Source organism: Pseudomonas typographi, assembly GCF_014694385.1.
In the GTDB taxonomy this organism is placed as follows: Bacteria; Pseudomonadota; Gammaproteobacteria; order Pseudomonadales; family Pseudomonadaceae; genus Aquipseudomonas; species Aquipseudomonas typographi.
This window is the reverse complement of record NZ_JAAOCA010000001.1, coordinates 258948-274008: the sequence shown is the minus strand read 5'-3', so window position 1 is coordinate 274008 and position 15061 is coordinate 258948. Positions and strand designations below refer to the sequence as shown.

The window sequence follows — 15061 nt, the reverse complement described above, 5'->3', positions numbered from 1 at the left end:
GCATGAACGGCAGCGGCCCGAATGGGCTCGACTGCACGAATAAATGATCCTGGAGCGGGAGAGAAACACACCATGGCACTGATTAGCATGCGCCAGTTGTTGGACCACGCGGCCGAGTTCGGCTACGGCGTGCCGGCGTTCAACGTGAACAACCTCGAGCAGATGCGCGCGATCATGGAAGCCGCTGATAAAACGGATTCGCCGGTGATCGTGCAAGCGTCGGCCGGTGCCCGCAAATACGCGGGCGCTCCCTTTCTGCGCCATTTGATCCTGGCAGCCGTCGAGGAGTTTCCGCACATTCCGGTGGTCATGCACCAAGACCACGGCACCAGCCCGGATGTATGCCAACGCTCCATTCAACTGGGCTTCAGCTCGGTCATGATGGACGGCTCGCTCAAGGCCGACGGCAAAACCCCCTCCGACTACGACTACAATGTGCGCGTGACCCAACAAACCGTGGCGTTCGCCCACGCCTGTGGCGTGAGCGTGGAAGGTGAATTGGGTTGCCTGGGCTCGTTGGAAACAGGCCAGGCCGGCGAAGAAGACGGCGTGGGCGCCGAAGGTACGCTGGACCACAGCCAATTGTTGACTGACCCGGAAGAGGCCGCCGATTTCGTGGCCAAGACCCAGGTCGACGCCTTGGCCATCGCCATCGGCACCAGCCATGGCGCCTACAAGTTCACCAAGCCCCCTACGGGTGACGTGCTGTCGATCGACCGCATCAAGCAAATCCACAAACGCATCCCCAACACCCACCTGGTGATGCACGGCTCCTCGTCGGTGCCGCAGGATTGGCTGGCGATCATCAACGAGTACGGCGGCGACATCAAGGAAACCTACGGCGTGCCGGTCGAGGAGATCGTCGAAGGTATCAAGCATGGCGTCCGCAAGGTGAACATCGACACTGACCTGCGCCTAGCGTCCACCGGTGCCATTCGCCAATTCATGGCGCAGAACCCTGGTGAGTTCGACCCCCGCAAGTACCTGGCCAAAACCGTGACCGCCATGCGCGACGTGTGCATCGCCCGTTATGAAGCGTTTGGCACTGCGGGCCATGCGTCGAAGATCCGCCCATTGTCGCTGGACGTCATGTTCGAGCGTTATGCCAGAGGGGAGCTGAACGCCAAGGTCAGCTAGTGGGGTAGTTTAGGCGTTGGCATAAGCATTGATGCGTGAATGTGGTTGCCGGGCAACGCGCCCGGTCGCCAAAGGCACCTTCATAAGGATGCAGCCAACGCCTGAGACACCTTATTGATATCCAGGCAAAAAAAAGCCCAGCATGGCTGGGCACAAGGGAGGCGGCCCGCGGGGGCCGCCTTTTTACGTTGCTTTACAGGCCAGCCACGGCGGCAGTTTTGGCCGCGTGCTCAGCGCTGAGCTTGTAAAACGTCACCTGGCCGCCTTCGGTGGCATAACCGGTGTTGTCCTGGGTGTAAACGCCCGCCTTGAAGTACAAGTCTTTCACCTTCCAGGCGCTGTCGAGCTTGGTGCTCCACTGGTAGTTGGCCGCATTGACGATCAAGGTGCCACCAGGGCCGAGGTGAATGGTGTAGGTGAAGCGGGTACTCATCGGCACATTCTGGGCAATGGTAATAACGGTAGGTTCGTCTTGGTCAGGCGTTGGGCGCAACTTGGCGACGATGTTGCCCAGCTTGGTTTTTTCTTTGTACTGGTACTCAACCTTGAGCAGGGGCTCGTTGCTGCCGTATTGGTGGATCTGCCCGATCACCACTTTACCGCTGGAGGGCACTTGGTTGACGGCCAGGCTGGCGCGCAGCATGTTGTCGGCGTCAGGGAATTTCCAGTTGTGCACACTGCCGTCGGCATAGGTTTCACGCAGTTCGGAGCGGGGGTATTTGGCGCTCTTGGTGACCGAGCCGGTGACAGGCGCCCAAAAGAACAGGCTGCCGGAGTCGGCGTGGAAATACTCATCTTTGTAGCCACTGGCCAGCGCCGGGGTGTCGATAATAATGGCAGGGCTGCCGACAGGTACGCTCAGGTTCCAAGTTGTCAGGTCGATCATGATGCTCACCTTCGTAAGAGGGGTCATTGATGGCTAAAAAGTTCCGCGCTATCCGGCGCTGAAAACGCTGCTGCCTGCATGTGGTGTGAAAGATACACGGTTTATTCGCGGCGTCTAACTATTGACGTCAACCGTTTGTCGGCGCACTGTAAGCCTTTGATTACACCTGTTTCAGCAACAGACCGTTAGTCGGCGTGGGTGTAATGCCCTGTTTTTTTTTCTCGGCGGGGTGAACAAACGCGGTCTAGGCTGTCTGTAGCCATGGTTAGCACGTGGCAGCAGGCCACCACAATTTGAGTAGCAGCATGGAATGCGCGCAGTTGAATCCGGCTGAAGACAGGTCGGTCTTATTGATCGTTGACGATTACCCCGAGAACCTACTCAGCATGCGTGCTCTGCTTGAGCGCCAGGAGTGGGAAGTCGTCACTGCGGCCTCGGGGGTCGAAGCGCTGGGGATGTTGCTGCAGCACGAAGTAGACCTGGTGCTGCTGGATGTTCAAATGCCCGGCATGGATGGTTTCGAGGTGGCCCGGTTGATGCGTGGCAGCCAACGTACCCGGCTTACGCCGATCATCTTCCTCACGGCCAATGAGCAAACCCAGGCCGCCGTGCTGAAGGGCTATGCCAGTGGGGCGGTCGACTACATGTTCAAGCCGTTCGACCCGCAGGTGCTCAAGCCCAAGGTACAAGCCCTGCTGGACCAACAGCGCAGCCGCAAGCAGTTGCAACGGCTTAGCCGCGATCTCGAATCGGCGCGGGCCTTTAATGCCTCGGTGCTGGAGCACGCCGCCGAAGGTATCCTGGTGGTCGATGAAATTGGCAACATCCGCTTTGCCAACCCGGCTATCTCACGCTTGCTCGGGGCCATTATCGACGAGCTGCAAAGCGCGCGCTTGCTCGACTTCATCGAAAAGCCGGCGGTAGATAGTTGGCATGAGTCGGAGTTTTTCCGCGCCTACACCCTGCAGGATATCCACCGCGTGCATGACGCGGTGCTGCGCACCTACGTGGGCGAATCGCTGCCGGTGTCGTTGTCGTGCGCCCCGCTGGCCGGGGATAAGGCGATGGTCATTACCGTGCAAGACATGTCTGTGGTGCGTAACCTGCACAAGCAGTTGGAATACCAAGCGGTCACCGACCCGCTGACCGGCTTGCTCAACCGCCGCGGTTTTCACCAAACGGTGGAGAGCGCACTGCTTCGCAACGAGCGGCCCGACAAGAGCCAAGCCTTGCTCTATATGGACATGGACGGCTTTAAACGCATCAACGACAGCCATGGCCACGATGCCGGCGACCGCGTGCTGCGCTGGGTGGCCGGGCAACTCAAGGAGTGCCTGCGCCCCTACGATATTATCGGGCGCATGGGGGGCGATGAGTTCACCGCCCTGCTCGACACTCTCGATTACCCCGAGCAAGCCGCCAAGGTGGCGGAAAAAATCCTTGAGCGGGTACTGATTTGCAATGAAATAGACGGCATAGAGGTAAACCTGGGCTTGAGTATCGGCATCGCCACCTACCCTGAATGCGGCACCACCCTTGACCACTTGTTGCGCGCCGCAGACATCGCCATGTATGCCGCCAAGCAAGCGGGTAAGCAGCAATACCGTTACTACGACCAAGACTTGAACGTGCGCGCGCGCTCGCGGTTATTGCTTGAAGACAGCGTCGGCGAGGCCATCGAGCACAACGACTTCTCTCTGGTGTTCCAGCCGCAGGTATCACTGGTCGATGGCCAGTTGCGCGGCTTTGAGGCCCTGCTGCGTTGGTGCCACCCCAGTGTGGGCGATGTGCCACCGGGGCTATTCATTCCGCTGCTTGAGGAGGCCAGGCTCATCAGCCGCCTGGCAACCTGGATTTACCAGGAAGCGGCCGCCCAGCGGCGTCGCTGGGCACAAGCGTTTGGCCAGGATGTGGTGGTGAGTATCAGCCTGAGTAACGCACAGTTCAGCATGCCTAACCTGGTTTCGGAACTGCAGCGCGCCGTGGCCATGAATGGGCTGGTGCCACGGCAGGTCGAAATCGAGATCACCGAGCCGTCGTTGCTGCACAACCTCACCGAAGCGCGCCAGCAGTTGTTGTTGCTGCGTGGGCTGGGTGTGCGTATCGCCCTGGACGACTTCGGCGCCGAGCACTGTTCGTTGGCCCTGCTGCGCGACTTGCCGATCGACACGCTCAAGCTCGACCGCCAGTTGGTGGCCAAACTGCCGGGTTCACGGCGTGACGCCGAGCTCGCCCGCCAGTTGATCGGTTTGTGCCAAGCCTACGGCATCAGCGTGATCGCCGAAGGTGTGGAAACCGAGGAGCAACGCCATTGGCTGGAGCTCAATGGCTGTGAATTCGTTCAGGGGTTCCTGGTGGCGCGGCCCATGACCGCCGACGAAGCTGGGCAGTTTTCCGCCACATTCGACTGGCCCCTCGCCCGCGCCTCGCTTGGGCGATAAACTGGCTGGCCTGTACCTGAGGCCTTCGCCATGCCGCCGTTGAAGTACCTGCAAGCTTACCCAGAGCACCTTCAGCAACAGGTGCGCCAGCTTATCGCCCAGGGCCGGCTCGGCGATTACCTGGCCCAGCGTTACCCTGGCCAGCATGCGGTACAGAGCGATAAAGCGCTGTATGCCTATGTAAGCGAACTCAAACAGCGCTTTTTGCGATCGGCGCCCGCCGTCGACAAGGTGCTGTTCGATAACCGCCTTGACCTCACGCACCGTGCGCTGGGCTTGCACACCGCGGTGTCGCGGGTTCAAGGGGGCAAGCTCAAAGCCAAGAAGGAAATCCGTATCGCCGCGTTATTTCGCCAGGCGCCCCCTGAGTTCTTGCGGGTGATCGTGGTGCACGAGCTGGCGCACCTGCGCGAAGCGGATCATAACAAGGCGTTTTACCAGTTGTGCGAGCACATGCAGCCGGGGTACCACCCATTGGAGTTCGACTTACGTGTGTACCTGACCGCGCTCAGTGTCGGTTTCGCAACCTGAGCTTAAGGAAACCTACATGCAAACCAGCAAGACCCGCACCAGCTTCTACCGGCGCCTGTACGTGGCCTATCTTATCTGCAGCGGCCGGGCTTGCAGCGTGCCGGCCCTGATGGAAGCCACCGGCATGCCACGGCGCACCGCCCAAGACACGATCGCAGCCCTGGCCGAGTTGGATATTGAATGCGAATTCGAGCAGGCCGGCGGCAGCCGCAATCACATCGGGCGTTATCGGATCAAGGATTGGGGCGCCATAGACCCACGCTGGGTCGAACGTAACCTGGCAAACATTTGCCAGGTATTGGATTACCCCATGTCGCAGGTGGAAAAGTAGGCTCCATTCGCGACGTCGATGTTAAAAGGCCATTATTTGCTTCGGGCTTTTGTGTCATCGTGTGCTGAAAGGCTGTTCCCCTGGATGGGAGTCGGGCATGTGGCGATTGCTTCGAGGCTGTTATTTGCTGCTGGTGTTGCTAGGGTTGGCGGCACCTACAGCGGCACAAACCCTAAGGCTGGTGGCAGACCCTTGGCCCCCCTTTACCGATGAAAAAAATGCAGGCAAAGGCCTGGCCACCGAGATTGTGAGCCAGGCCTTGGGGCGCGCCGGCTATGCGACCACCTATGAACAAGTGCCTTGGGCGCGTGCCCTGCAAGGTATCGAAACGGGCCGCTACGATGTGTTGGTCGATGCTTGGTACAACGAAGCGCGCACGCGGGCCGGCAAGTTTTCGCAGCCTTATTGGGTCAACCGCATTCGCCTGCTGGCCAGTAGAACGGCCAAGATTGCATTCGATGGCCAACTGAGCCAATTGTATGGCTATTCCATCGCCGTGGTGCGTGACTACGCTTACTCGGCCGCCTTCGACACCGATGATGCCCTGCATAAGGTTCCTGTGCGTAACTTTGCCCAAGGGCTTAGCATGTTACTGGCTGGGCGTGTCGACATGGCCCTGGAAGATGAATACGTGGCGCGTTACTGTTTGCGCTGGGAGCCATTGCGCGATCAGGTACGGTTCGTCGGGCCGCCCTTGAGCGAAAACCCGTTGCATATTCTGGTCAGCCGCAAGAACCCCGACTTTCCGAAGATCGTTGACGCATTCGACCAGGCGATCGCGCAGATGAAGGTAGACGGCAGTATCGATCGGTTGATCGAGGCGCATGGGTTGTAGCAACGCTTCGGCCGCCCGTTTACGCCGCTGGCGCTACCGCCCGTTCTGCCTCGTCCTTTACCAAATGCGCCGCCAAATTGCGCAGTGGCGGCAACTGCCGGCAAATAAGCGCCAGTTGGGCCTGTACCAAGCGCTGGGTTTCATCCACGTCATCAGGCATGTGTTCCAGTGTGTCGGCCAAGTGTTGTTCGTTCTCATCCTGCACCTGTATCGGGCGGCGTTCGGCCAGGGCTTGGGCGATGGCCTGCAGGCTACCCACCAAGCGCGCGCCCACGTCACTGATCAGATGCTGGCGAGCCGGTTCGGGCAGGTCGCCGCCACGATGCGCGCCGAGGCCTGAGAGGTAGCTGAGCAGGGTGTGCGAGAGCACCAGGAAGCGAAAGCCAATATCGGCTTCCTTACGAAAATGCCCAGGTTCGAGCAGCATGTTGGCCAGGGTGGTCGACAGCGCTGCATCGGCGTTGTGGGCGTTGCGCCGGGCGAGCCGGTAGGCGAGGTCGTCGCGCTTACCGTTGGCGTATTGCCCCAGCACCTGTTGCAGGTACTGCGCATTGCACGCCAGGGTGCTGGCCAGCACCTTGTTCAGCCGGCGCCCTTGCCAGTCGGGCAGGAACAGGAACACCGCCATGCCGGCGATCAGGCTGCCGACCAAGGTATCGAACAGCCGCGGTAGGAACAGCCCATAGCCGTCGCCGGTTTGGTTGAAGCAAAACAGCACCATCAACGTGATGCCCGCGGTAGACAGCGTGTAGCGGGTGGTGCGGTTGACGAAGAACACCAGCCCTGCCGCCACCGCGAATATCGATTGCACCAAAGGGCTGGGAAACAGATCGAACAACGCCCAGCCGACAGTGAGGCCGATGGCCGTGCCGATGATGCGCTGGCCGAGCTTGCGGCGTGTGGCACCGTAGCTAGGTTGGCATACGAACAGGGTGGTGAGCATGATCCAGTAACCCTGGGTGGGGTGGATCAGGTGCAGCACGCCATAGCCCACTACCAGCGCCAGCGGCAGGCGCAACGCATGGCGAAATAGCAGCGAGGTCGGCGTAAGGTTCTGCCGGATGCGTGCACGGATCTCTTTAAGGTTTTGCGGTGCGCGGTTGAGCAGGCTGCTGTCGCTGGCTTCGGCCAGCGCGTCGGGGTTGCTGGCGTCGCTGAGCAGGCGGTCGAGGGTCGCCAAATTATTGGCCAACGCCCGTAGCGAGCGTAACAAACCTTTCCAGGCAGGGTTGCTTTGGATGCGCAAGTGTTCGAGCGAAGCATGCAAATCGCCCAGTGCTTCGGCGAAGCTTTCGTCGTAAACGAACGGCTGGCGCAATTGCAGGCTTTCGCACAGGCGCTGGCAGGCGTTGCCTTGTTGGCGAAGCAGGCGCTGGCAGCGGAACAGCACATCGCTGTGAAAGAACGCCTCTGCCAAGGCGTTGTACGGGTAATGCGAGGAGCTGGCGCGTTCATGGATATCCTGCGCCAGGAAGTACAGCTTCAGGTAGCGGCTGGTTTTGGCGCCGGCGCGGCTGCTGCCCACGCGGTTCAGAATGATCTCCTTCGAAGCGTTCAACGCCGCCACCACCCGGCCATTTTGCTTGGCCAGTTCCAGGCGGCGGCCTTCGACGTCGAGCCCATGAATCGGCTCGAACAGCGACGATTTGATTTTCAGGTACAAGCCCAGTTCACGAAACACCCGTGCCAGGCCTTGTTGTACCGGTTGGTTGGCAAACAGCGCCTGCCACAGCACCGACAGCAGGCCGTACCAGGCGGCACCGGCCACCAGCACCATGGGCTCTCGCCAAAAATCAGCGACCTCGCCGCCACGTTGGTCCACGCCGATCATGGTGTACACCGACAAAATCAATGTGGCATAGGCGATAGCATTATAGCGCTCGCCCAGGGCACCGAGCATGGTCAGGCAAAAGGCTGCCAGGGCCAGGGCGACCACGAACAACCAGGGGTAGGGGAACAGCAGCTCTACCGACAGCGCCGCGATGCTGAAGCACAGCAATGTGACCAGCAGCGCGGTGAGGCGGCCTTGCCAGTTATCGTCGGTTTCGGCCAACGCACTGGCGATAATGCCGAGGAACAACGAAATCAGCAGGTGCATCTCGTTTTGCCACCAGCATAAAGCCATGCTGCCGGTCAGGGCGATGAATACACGGATGCTGTAGCTGAATTTGTCCCGCGCCCATAGCCGGCGCAGGGTTTGCCGCAAAGACTTCGTGGCCATGAAGCGCAAACACCCGGGTTCGTCGATGTCGCGATCATAGCCCAGTGGCGTAACCGGGTGGCAACTGTGTCAGGAGGAGCAACTGATTTCCAGATGTTTGCCCCAGTCCGGGGGCCGTTGGGCGTAGTGCTGCATGCCCGATTGTTCTTCGAAGGGGCGTGTGAGCACCGCGTGCAGGCGCCGAACTTCAGTGTAATCACCCTGTTCGGCCGCCTCGATGGCGGTTTGCGCTAAGTAGTTGCGCAGGATGTACAGCGGGTTGGCCGCCTGCATCCGTGCCTGGCGCGCCGGTTGGGTCTCGTTCGGCTGGCGCGCGAGCCTGGCCAGCAACGCGGCGCCCCACTGGTCGAAACCTGGCCGGTCGATGAAGTCGTCGCGCAATGCGTGCAGGGCCTGCTCGGCCGGCAGCTCGCCGAGGCGGCGGAAGAACAGCGTGTAGTCTACGGCGCTGTTTTGCATCAACTGCAGCAGGCGCCCGAACAGTTCAGGGTCGTCGCTTTCAGCCGTGCTCAGGCCCAGGCGCTTGCGCATCAGGTCGTGATACTTGGCTTGGTAGATCGGCAAGAACAGCTCCAGCGCCGCGCGCAGCGCATCGACCTCTACGAACGGGCTCAACGCCTGCGCCAGTGCGCTGAGGTTCCAGTGGGCAATCGGCACCTGGTTACTGAATGAATAGCGGCCGGTGCTATCGGAATGGTTGCAGATAAAGTGTGCATCGAAGTCATCGAGAAACGCATAGGGGCCAAAGTCGAAGGTCAAGCCCAGGATCGACATGTTGTCGGTGTTCATCACGCCGTGGTTGAAACCATAGGCTTGCCACCCGGCAACCAGTTCGGCCGTGCGCTCTACCACGGCGGTGAACATCGCTTGGTGCGGGTTGTTCTGTTCCAGGCAGGGCGCGAAGTGCGCCGCCAGCACATGGTCGGCCAGCGCCGAGAGTTGCTCATGCTGGCGGGTGTAGTAAAAATACTCGAAGTGGCCAAAGCGCACATGACTGGGCGCCAGGCGCAGCAACATGGCGGCGCGTTCTTGTTTCTCGCGCCACACCGGGGTGTCGGAGGCCGTTACGCACAATGCACGCGTGGTGGGTATGCCCAGCGCATGCAGGGCTTCACTGGCGAGGAACTCGCGTATCGACGAGCGCAGCACCGCGCGGCCATCGCCCATGCGGGAGTAGGGGGTGAGCCCGGCGCCTTTCAGATGCAGGTCCCAATGCTCGCCGGCGTCGTTGACCACTTCGCCCAACAGCAAGCCACGGCCATCGCCCAGGCGCGGGTTGTAGCTGCCGAATTGATGCCCGGAATAGACCATCGCCCGGGGCGCGGCGTGGTCCCAAAGCTTATGGCCACTGAACACGTCGGCGAACAGCGGCGTGGCGGCCTCGCTGGGGGCCAGGTCGAGCAAGGCCATGGCCGCTTCGCTGGCCACCACCAGCCGCGGTGCATCGACCGGGTCGGGCAGCACCTCGGTGGAGAAGGCATCGCCCAGGCGGGCGAAGCGGTTGTCGAAGGTCAGTTCGTCGAGCGATTTCATGGCGGCGCCGGGGTTCGGGTCAGCGGTCAGGATGGATCGGCTTGGGGGCCTTTGTCTACGGGTGTGAGCCTATACTCGCCACCTTGGGTGTTCTTCAGGTACACCTCCACCTGGCGGAACGAGATGTGCACGCCGTTGGCCTTGAACTCCCTGTTGATGAAGCGGTTGATCTCATCCAGCACCGGGTTGCGGTCGCCCAGATCGCGCACGTGCATGCGCAGCTCATGGTCCAGGCTACTTTCGCCGAAGTTCAGGAAGTACACGATCGGCCCAGGGTCTTTGAGCACCCTGGGGTTTTCATGGGCGGCCTGCAGCAGTAGCTTGCGTACCAAGTCCAGGTCCGAGCCGTAATCCACCCCCAGCTTGAGCGTTACGCGGGTGATGGTGTCGGTCAGTGACCAGTTGATCAATTGCCCGGTGATAAACGTTTTGTTCGGGACGATGATGTCTTTGCGGTCGAAGTCGGTGATCGTGGTCGCGCGGATGCGGATCTTGCTCACGGTGCCGGAGAGGTTGCCGATGGTGATGATGTCGCCGATACGCACGGGCCGCTCGAACAGGATCATGATGCCCGAAATGAAATTGGCGAAGATTTCCTGCATACCGAACCCCAGGCCCACCGACAACGCCGCCACCAGCCATTGCAGTTTGTCCCAGCTCACGCCCAAGGTCGAAAGGGTGGACACGAAACCGACGCCAGCGATCACATAGGACAGCAGGGTAGTGGTGGCGTAGGCGCTGCCTTGCTTGAGGTTGAGTTTGGACAGCACGAAGACTTCGAGCAAGCCCGGCAGGTTGCCGGCCAATACGAAGGTAATGGCCACCACCACCAATGCGCCAAACATGTCGCCCAGGCTGATTGGCACCCTGCTCATATTGGTCCCGGTGCCGCTGGTGTATTCGTACAGGGTGATGTTGTCCAGGTACGCGAACACCGTGATCAGGTCGGCCCACACCCAATACAGCGCAGCGATGAAGGTACCCAGCAGCGCCAGGCGAATCAGCCGCAACGATTGCTGGTTGACCTGCTCGATGTCCAGCTTGGGTTCCTCGGCTACCAGGTCGCCGTCGCCGTTCTCCTTGGCCGCCTGGCGCTTGCTCAGGGCCCGCTGGTAGGCCAGGCGCCGCGCCGCCACGCTCAGGCCGCGTACGAACATGGCCTCGATCACCAACCAGGCCATCAGCAGGTAGAGCGTGGCGATCAACCGGTCGGTGAGCTTGAGCGCGGTGTAGTAATAGCCAAAGCACACGCCCACGAACAGTGCCACCGGCAGCAGTGTAAAGGCGATGCCGACCAAGCGTCGGAACAGCGAGGCGCTGCCGTGGGTGGGGCTGATCAGCAGCAGCCGGCTGAGCAGCCAGGCCATCAGGGCGAAACACGCCAGCACCACGGCGATGCCGAGCACATCGTCGGCCAAGGCAGCCGGTTGTAGTTCCGCGACCGCCACCACCGACACCAGCGCCAGCACCACGAACCCCAGCCGGCGCACCCAATTACGCAGGAACTCGACTTGGGCCTTTTCCCACCGAAAATGCAATTCGGCCACGCCGCCCGGGGCCAGGATGCGGTAGGCGGTGTAGAACACCAGCCAAGCCTGGGCGACCTGCAGCAAGGCCGCCCCCAGGCTCGCGTTCTGGCCGCGGGCGTCGATCTGCAAGGCCAGGCCACACAGCGCCAGGGCCAGCGCCACTGGCAGCGCGAGCAAAATATTGATGAGAATCGCCAGTAACGTGTGCCATTGGCTGTCGCGCTTGAAGTGGCCTACGTCCCTGTGCACTTGGTTGAGCTTGCCGTAAAGGTACTTGCGCCGCCACAACAAGCCACCGATCAATAATAACAGCGGCAAGAAAAACAACGGCCGCTGCGCCAGGCCGTCGCTTAATTGGGCCACGCTCGCCTGCCACGGCAGGGTGGCCAACTGCGCCGCCAGCCGCTTGGGCGCCGCCGCCCACCATTCGAAGTCCAGTGGTTTATTGCTGGGGATCCAGAACATCTGCTCGTCGAGGGTGGTGCGCAGGCTTTGGGCGGTATCGAGCAACTGCTTTTGGTTCAGTTGCAGGTTGATCGACTCGTTGAGCAGCGCCGCCAGCTCGCGGTTCAGCCGTTCGAGCAGGTCCACGCGGGTCGCAGCCAGGTCTATCAGGCTTTTGCGCAAGGCTGGTGTCAGTTGCTCGGCCGGGTGGTTGGCAATCAGGTTGTCTACATAGCCTGCCGGGCTGTTCAGGGCCTCGCGTTGTTGGCTCACATCGAATTGGTACAGGCGAATGTCGGCGATCTGGTCGGCAAGGTTGCGGTCGACTTTCAGGTGCGGTAGCGCTTGCTTTTGGGTGTAGAGGATTTTCGACAACAGCAGGCTGCCCTTGAGCACGTCGATCTGCTCATCGAGCGCCTGGTCGGTTTGGTTGAGGGCGTCGAGCTGCTGGCGTACCTTCAAGTTCTGTTGGGTCAGCTCATTGAGGTGGTCGGTGCTGCGCAACAGGTAATCGGACAATTGCACATTGGTGGCGCTTTCTGTGGCCAACAGGCTGCTGCCGCCGGCCTTCTGTGCTTCGGCGGCTTGCTCGGTAACGGTTTGCTGCGACTGCGCCAAGCGTTTTTGGTTGATCAACGACTGCAGGTCTTGGATTTCCTGGGCAAGCCGGCCGACCTTCTCGAGCAGTAGGTCATGCTGGCTGTTACCTAAGTCTTGCAGCAGGCTGTTGCCCGAGAGCTCCTGGCGGCGCAGGGCGATCTGTGCGTTGATCGACGCCAGCTCGGCCAGGTACTGGTTGCGTTGGTCGGCCGAGAGCGTTTTACCGCCGTCTTTACCACTCTTGAGGGTGCCGTTGATCTGTTGGATGCGGGTTTGCGCGTTACTGATCTCGTTTTGCGCGCGCTCCGGGCGTGTTTGCGCGGTGATGATCAGGCTGTTGGCATCGGCGAGTTGCTTTTGCAGGTTGCCCTGTTCGGTACCATGGTCAGCCAGCACCTGTTCGAGCTGTGGCACGTTCAGGTTGGCATAACGCTGGGCCACCGGCACTGGCCTGCTGGCCCTCAGCCGGGCCAGTTCGCGCTGGTTATCATCGGTTTGGCGCGGGGCATCGGCGATTTGTTGCTTGGTGCTGGCCAGTTGTTTGGTGTAGTCGTCGGCACTGCCTAAAAACGATAGGGTTTGTTCCAGCACCTGTTCCAGCGCCTTCTGGTCCGTGTCGGAGAGCTTGCGATCGGCGATGTGATCAAGGTTTTGCTGAACGGCACCGGCGCTGGGCGGGTCAGCCGCTTGGGCGGTGTGGCTGGTCAGGCACAGCCCCAACAGGGCTGCGCCGAACAAAGAGCGCAAAGTAGGCATGGTATGGGCGGCAGGGCTCGAAATAAGGGCATCTTAAAGGAACAAGCCGGGGCCCGGTCGGGTTCCTTCCGGGAATCTGACGCCCACCTTGGCGATCTTGTTCCCGTCCATCATCGCCACGGTCCACACTGTCTTGTTCCATTCGATTTGGTCGCCTACCACCGGCGCCCCGCCGACTTTCTGGGCGATGAAGCGCGACAGCGGCATTTGTGCATCGAGGCCGTCGAGCTGCAGCCCATATAACGCCGATACCGCACCCAGTTCGGCATCGCCTTCGAGCACGAAATCGCCGAAAAAGCGCAGGTCCAGGCCGCGCTGGGGTGCCTGGCTGAACAACTTGCCCAGCGCCGGCAGGTCGTGCTCATGGCCAATCACGCAGAGCACATCGCCCACTTCCAGCACCGTACTGCCTGAGGGGTGCAGCAATTGTTGCTGGCGAAACAACGCGGCGATACGCGTGCCATGGGGCATTTTCAGTTCCCGCAGCGCGGCACCGATGCACCATTTTTCGGCGCCCAGCCGGTACACGAACAGCTCCCATTCACTGGTGGGGTGAACCTCCAAGGCCGAACGGGAAATCGGTGTTGGGTCTGGCGGTACAGTGACCTTCAACCACTTGGCCATCCATGGCAGGCTGGTGCCCTGCAGTAACAACGACACCAACACGATGAAAAACGCCAGGTTGAAATACAGTTGCGCTTGCGGCAGCCCCGCCATTAGCGGGAACACCGCGAGGATGATCGGCACCGCGCCGCGCAGCCCCACCCAGGAAATAAAGGCTTTCTCGCGGCCATGGAAGGCCTTGAACGGCAGCAGCCCGACGAACACCGACAGCGGCCGCGCAAAGAGAATCATCCACAGCGCCAGCCCCAGGGCCGGCAGGGCGATGGGCAGCAGGTCGTGGGGGGTGACCAGCAGCCCGAGCACCAGGAACATGCCGATCTGGGCGAGCCACGCCATGCCGTCGAGCATGTGCAGGATGCCGTGGCGGCTGCGAATCGGGCGGTTACCCAAGACCAAACCGGCCAAATATACCGCGAGAAAACCACTGCCGTGCAGGGTGTTGGTCAGGGCGAACACCACCAGCCCGCCAGCGATCACCAAGAGCGGGTACAGCCCATGGGCCAGGTTGATGCGGTTGACCAATTGCAGCAACAGCCAACCGCCGCCTAGGCCGAGTACCGCGCCGATGCCGAACTCGCGCAGCAAATGCCCGAGCAAGCTCCAATGCAGGCCCGTTTGGTGGGTAGCGAGCATGTCGATCAGGGTCACGGTGAGAAACACCGCCATCGGGTCATTGCTGCCCGATTCGATTTCCAGCGTGGCCGTCACCCGTTCATTCAGGCCTTTGCCGCCCAGCAGCGAGAACACCGCGGCAGCGTCGGTGGAGCCGACGATGGCACCGATGAGCAAGCCTTGGATCAGGTTCAGATTGAACAGCCATGCCGCCAGCAAGCCGGTCAGGGCGGTGGTGATCAGCACGCCGATAGTGGCCAGTGACAGCGCCGGCCACAGTGCCACGCGGAAGCTGGCCACGCGGGTGCGCAGGCCACCGTCGAGCAAAATCACCGCCAAGGCCAGGTTACCCACCAGGTAGGCCTGCGGGAAATTATCGAAAATGATCCCGCCGCCATCCACGCCGGCGGCCATGCCGACGGCGAGGATGATCACCAGGATCGGAATGCCCAAGCGCGAGGACAGCGAACTGACCAAAATGCTTGCGCCGACCAGCAACGCACCGATCAGGAACAGACTGTTGATGGCGGTGGCGGTCAAAAGAGGAAACTCCTGAAGGGCAAACCAGCATGGATCGTGCC

At 61.1% G+C, this 15061-nt stretch carries 10 protein-coding genes; 5 read left to right on the top strand and 5 right to left on the bottom strand.

Going from position 1 to position 15061, the window contains the following annotated elements:
- The first annotated feature begins 72 nt into the window (after positions 1-72).
- On the top strand, positions 73-1137 hold the full coding sequence (gene fba / locus HAQ05_RS01160; RefSeq protein ID WP_190416740.1) for a class II fructose-bisphosphate aldolase: 1065 nt from the start codon (positions 73-75) through the stop codon (positions 1135-1137).
- A gap of 193 nt (positions 1138-1330) precedes the next feature.
- Here fba and HAQ05_RS01155 read toward each other — a convergent pair whose 3' ends face one another.
- Positions 1331-2023, bottom strand: a complete 693-nt coding sequence (locus HAQ05_RS01155) for a polysaccharide lyase family 7 protein (protein ID WP_190416739.1) — start codon at positions 2021-2023, stop codon at positions 1331-1333.
- A gap of 305 nt (positions 2024-2328) precedes the next feature.
- On the opposite strand from HAQ05_RS01155, the gene HAQ05_RS01150 reads away from it, so the two are divergent.
- From HAQ05_RS01150 to HAQ05_RS01135, 4 genes are all read left to right on the top strand, one after another.
- Complete coding sequence (locus HAQ05_RS01150) at positions 2329-4464, top strand: putative bifunctional diguanylate cyclase/phosphodiesterase (RefSeq protein ID WP_190416779.1); 2136 nt, start codon at positions 2329-2331, stop codon at positions 4462-4464.
- A 30-nt stretch (positions 4465-4494) separates the two neighbouring features.
- Positions 4495-4995 carry a M48 metallopeptidase family protein gene (locus tag HAQ05_RS01145; RefSeq protein WP_190416738.1) on the top strand — a complete coding sequence of 167 codons (501 nt, stop codon included), beginning with the start codon at positions 4495-4497 and terminating at the stop codon, positions 4993-4995.
- A 16-nt stretch (positions 4996-5011) separates the two neighbouring features.
- Positions 5012-5326 carry a winged helix-turn-helix domain-containing protein gene (locus tag HAQ05_RS01140; protein ID WP_190416737.1) on the top strand — a complete coding sequence of 105 codons (315 nt, stop codon included), beginning with the start codon at positions 5012-5014 and terminating at the stop codon, positions 5324-5326.
- 97 nt (positions 5327-5423) lie between these two features.
- Positions 5424-6161 (top strand): substrate-binding periplasmic protein, encoded by a 738-nt coding sequence (locus HAQ05_RS01135; RefSeq protein WP_190416736.1) that lies wholly within the window; start codon positions 5424-5426, stop codon positions 6159-6161.
- A 19-nt stretch (positions 6162-6180) separates the two neighbouring features.
- Here HAQ05_RS01135 and yccS read toward each other — a convergent pair whose 3' ends face one another.
- From yccS to HAQ05_RS01115, 4 genes are all read right to left on the bottom strand, one after another.
- Positions 6181-8382, bottom strand: a complete 2202-nt coding sequence (gene yccS, locus HAQ05_RS01130; protein WP_190416735.1) for a YccS family putative transporter — start codon at positions 8380-8382, stop codon at positions 6181-6183.
- Positions 8383-8451: 69 nt separating this feature from the next.
- Positions 8452-9915 carry a protein adenylyltransferase SelO gene (gene selO, locus HAQ05_RS01125; RefSeq protein ID WP_190416734.1) on the bottom strand — a complete coding sequence of 488 codons (1464 nt, stop codon included), beginning with the start codon at positions 9913-9915 and terminating at the stop codon, positions 8452-8454.
- Between the two features lie 26 nt (positions 9916-9941).
- The gene (gene mscK / locus HAQ05_RS01120) at positions 9942-13244 is read right to left on the bottom strand and encodes a mechanosensitive channel MscK (RefSeq protein ID WP_190416733.1); all 3303 of its coding nucleotides are present in this window, start codon (positions 13242-13244) and stop codon (positions 9942-9944) included.
- A gap of 33 nt (positions 13245-13277) precedes the next feature.
- Complete coding sequence (locus HAQ05_RS01115; protein ID WP_190416732.1) at positions 13278-15020, bottom strand: potassium/proton antiporter; 1743 nt, start codon at positions 15018-15020, stop codon at positions 13278-13280.
- Positions 15021-15061: the final 41 nt, after the last annotated feature.

Excerpts from the sequence above, each read along its gene's own strand:
- HAQ05_RS01150 (WP_190416779.1), top strand. The coding sequence starts at position 2,329 with ATGGAATGCGCGCAGTTGAATCCGGCTGAAGACAGGTCGGTCTTATTG.
- HAQ05_RS01155 (WP_190416739.1), bottom strand. The coding sequence starts at position 2,023 with ATGATCGACCTGACAACTTGGAACCTGAGCGTACCTGTCGGCAGCCCT.
- HAQ05_RS01140 (WP_190416737.1), top strand. The coding sequence starts at position 5,012 with ATGCAAACCAGCAAGACCCGCACCAGCTTCTACCGGCGCCTGTACGTG.
- selO (WP_190416734.1), bottom strand. The coding sequence starts at position 9,915 with ATGAAATCGCTCGACGAACTGACCTTCGACAACCGCTTCGCCCGCCTG.
- HAQ05_RS01135 (WP_190416736.1), top strand. The coding sequence starts at position 5,424 with ATGTGGCGATTGCTTCGAGGCTGTTATTTGCTGCTGGTGTTGCTAGGG.
- HAQ05_RS01145 (WP_190416738.1), top strand. The coding sequence starts at position 4,495 with ATGCCGCCGTTGAAGTACCTGCAAGCTTACCCAGAGCACCTTCAGCAA.
- fba (WP_190416740.1), top strand. The coding sequence starts at position 73 with ATGGCACTGATTAGCATGCGCCAGTTGTTGGACCACGCGGCCGAGTTC.
- yccS (WP_190416735.1), bottom strand. The coding sequence starts at position 8,382 with ATGGCCACGAAGTCTTTGCGGCAAACCCTGCGCCGGCTATGGGCGCGG.
- mscK (WP_190416733.1), bottom strand. The coding sequence starts at position 13,244 with ATGCCTACTTTGCGCTCTTTGTTCGGCGCAGCCCTGTTGGGGCTGTGC.